The organism is Bifidobacteriaceae bacterium (genome assembly GCA_031281585.1).
Lineage (GTDB): Bacteria > Actinomycetota > Actinomycetes > Actinomycetales > WQXJ01 > JAIRTF01.
Window position 1 is genome coordinate 1 of sequence record JAITFE010000115.1, and the last position, 3,494, is coordinate 3,494.

1 protein-coding gene is annotated in these 3,494 nt (G+C 65.4%); it reads left to right on the forward strand.

Annotated features, from left to right (window positions below; genetic code table 11):
* Nucleotides 1–333: 333 nt before the first annotated feature.
* Nucleotides 334–3,494 (forward strand): PKD domain-containing protein (locus tag LBC97_12505; protein ID MDR2566847.1); only part of this gene is annotated, 3,161 nt, incomplete at its 3' end.

Consider the following 3,494-nt stretch of genomic DNA (forward strand, 5'->3'; position numbering starts at 1 on the left):
CGATCACGGGCCCCGGCGCGGCGGGCGGGATCGCCGGAGCCGCCGCCTTGCTGTTGGGGCTGGGCGCCGTGTTGGTGCGTTCGGGGCGGGCCAGACGGCATCGGGAAACTCTGGGCTGATTGGACCGGGTGCCGTGGTTGGTGCGCGCTGGGCGGAACAGACGGCATCGGGCGACTCTGGGCTGATCCAATCACCCCCAATTAGGTGATTTCATTGGTGCTGTTTGACCGTTGTTAGCTGACGCTGATAGCGTGGCCGCAATCTGCCAGCCACAGCAGTGCTGCCCCCGTTTAATGGGTGGCGCCGCCCGATCAGTTTCAAAGGTGCCCGATCATGCGCGAATTGTTCCGTCGCCAGTTTTCGAAGTCCCATAATCCCGCCCCCGCTGCCGGCAGCATGGAGCCGCCGGTTCTAGTTGGGCGGCGCCGATCGGCGCGGCGGTTGCTGCAAGGCGGCGCTGTCTTGGCGGCAGCCGTTGTGGGTCTGGTGTCCGTCATCCTGCCAGCGGAACGCAGTTCGGCGGACGGGACAACGCTGGAGGCCGGGTTCTCCTCGCAAGCGTCGGGCGGTCTTGTTGACGTGGCGTGGGACCGGGCGGGTGGTTCGGTGGTGGCGGCGTCGAGTGTGTATTCGACGGCTTCGAGTTACGCGGCCGCGAATGCGTTGAGCGCTTACAGCTCGTATTGGTATACGGCGAACAACCAGCTGACGAATCAGTGGATTGTGATCGACTTGGGCGCCGAGTGGGATGTGGCGCAAGTGCGAGTGACCCCGTATTCGACGGGTTACCAGCCGGAGAACGTGGTTTTGTCGGTCGGTTCGGCCCCTGAGGGCCCGTTCACGCAGTTCGCGGACGAGGCGTTCGGGACCGGGACCGCGGTGCGGTCTTACGCGGCGCCGGCGGGGACGCGGGGCCGGTATCTGCGGGCCGACTTCCCTGCGTTGAAGACCGGGGCGAGCTATATGGTGTTGAGGCGGATTGAGGTCCTGACGGGTCAGACGGGCGGCCCAGAGGTGTCCTTCAACGACGTTTCGGAGGGTCCCGCCCAGGTGACCGGTTGGTCTTGGAGTTTCGGGGACGGCGGGACTTCGGCGGAGCAGAACCCGACTCACACGTATGCGGCGCCGGGCACTTATCAGGTGTCTTTGACTGTGACGGACGCGAACGGGGGCACGGCCACTTACCAGCGGCAACAGGTGGTGCGCGGCTCTGCCGTGACTCCGGCTGTGACCGTGCCCGCCACCGTGAACGAGGGCCAGTCCGCCACGTTCAGTGTTGACACGACGGGGTTGGCGTCGCTGCGGGTGGATTGGGGCGACGGGACCAGCGCGTCGACTTCGGCGGCGGCGTCCTGGTCCACGTTGACCGCGGCCTACGGCGTTTCGCACTCCTTCCCCGACAACGGCGACTTCGAGGTGACCGTGACTGGCGTTGACGCCTATGGTTTGCCGACGGTTCCGGTTGTGCGGCAGGTGACGGCGGCGAACCGGGCCCCGACCATCAGCGGTGTCTCCAGCACCTACGAGATCTTTATGCCCGCCCAGTTCAACCCCAGCGCGTCTGTCAGCGATGTCACGCCTGACCGGGCCGGTCTGCTGTGCGAGTGGGACTACGGGGACGGGACGACCGCCAACGGCACGTGCACGGATGTGCGGACTTGGCAGCCACACGCTTACGCGCCGGGGACGCACACCGCTGTGTTGACCGCGACTGACAAAGACGGCGCGCAGGCACAGGCTTCGACTACTGTCACGGTGAAAGAAGACTATTACATGAACCTTTATCCGGTCGCGGGCACGGCGCGGTCGGATTCGGTGTTGATGCGGGTCAAGGTGTGGTACTTGCCCACCTACGATGAGGCGGCGGCGACGAAGGTGGAGATCGTCTCGGGCAGCACCACTGTGACGGTGACGACGGACGAGCACGGCGTGGCCGAGGCGCGGGTTCCCAGGGTGGCGGGGGAATCGGTGACGGCGACGGCGGTCGGCCAGACGGGGGCGACCGGCTCGGATTCGAATGATTTGTCGATGATCGGGAAGCCTCAGGGCGACATTGTGTTCTTGGTGGACGATTCGGGCTCTATGGGCAGCCCGATCGCTTCCGTGCGGAACAACATCGACTTCATCGCGGACCGGTTGGGTGCGGCGTTGGACTATCAGATCGGGATCAACCCGCTGCCTTACACCAGCGCGGGCCCCAGGATTCTGACGCCGGCGACTGACTCTTTGCCTTGGGTGCACGCCGCCGTGGCGAAGCTGAACGCCAACGGCAGCGGGGAGTACGGCCCGGATGGGATTGTGCGGGCGTTTGACTCGAAGATGGGTTTGCGTCCGGAGGCGGCGAGTTGCCTGGTGTTGGTGGCTGACGAGCCGACCCAGTGGACTTCCTACACGGTGGCCGACGCGACTCAGGCGTTGGTGGACAACGACGCGACGTTGTTTTCGATTGTGACGATGACCGCGAACGCGGGCAATCAGGAGTACCGGGACATGGCGACGGGTTCGGGTGGCGCGGTGTTCGACATCGCGGCGTTCGTGACCGATCCGCAGCCTTTGTTGGATGCTTTGACGACCCAGTGCGTTGCGTCGGTTGTCGAGCGCCCCGATTTGTCGGTGACGGTTGACGACGGTTTGGCGGAGGTGACCCAGGACGGCTCTGGGACGCACACGGTTGTTGTGTCGAATGACGGGTTGGTGGACGCGGCCGGTGTGGAGTTGACGTTGGATGTTGACGGGCCGGTCAACTTGGGCGCCATTTCCGATTCCGGTGTTGCGACTGCCTCGGCGGGCGGGGGTTCGCAGGTGGCGTGGCCGGCGTTTGGTTTGGCGGCCGGGGCGACGGCGAGTTTCACGGTCGGGTGGTCTCCTTCGGCGGACGCGCAGCCGGGTGACCTGGTCGAGGTCGAGGCGAACGTGGCGGATGATGGTTTGAATGGCGCGGATTTGTCTCCGGCGAACAACACGGCGTCTGATTCGACGTTGGTTGTCGCGACTCCGGTTCAGACGGTGTCGGTTGTGTATGTGGACGACGACGCGGCGGGCGCCCCGGTTGTTCCGGTCGCGGGGACGAGGACGGTGTTGGTCGGGAACCGGTTGACGCCGGTTGGGTTCACTGAGGCGGAGGCCCGCGCGGGTGTTCCGTCGGGTTACGTGTTCGCGTCTTTGGACAACGTCGCGACGTTCGACGACGACGATCAGGTTGAGCAGGTGATCACGGTCCATTTGGCCCATCACCACACCCAGTCGTCGTTGGTTGTGACTCGGACGGTTGAGTATTCGGGCGCGGGTGCGTTGACTCCGGCTCCGGTGGTTCAGGATTTGTCGTGGCTCGTCGACGCGGATGACGTGACCGGCGAGGTCGTCTATTCAGCGGCTGCCGGTTATCCGGAGGTTGTTTCCCCGGTGGTGCCGGGGTTCTACGCCGATCCGAGGACCGTGCCAGCGACCAGTCCTGTTGCGGCGACGCCGGTGCGGCCGGTGGACACGGTTGCGCG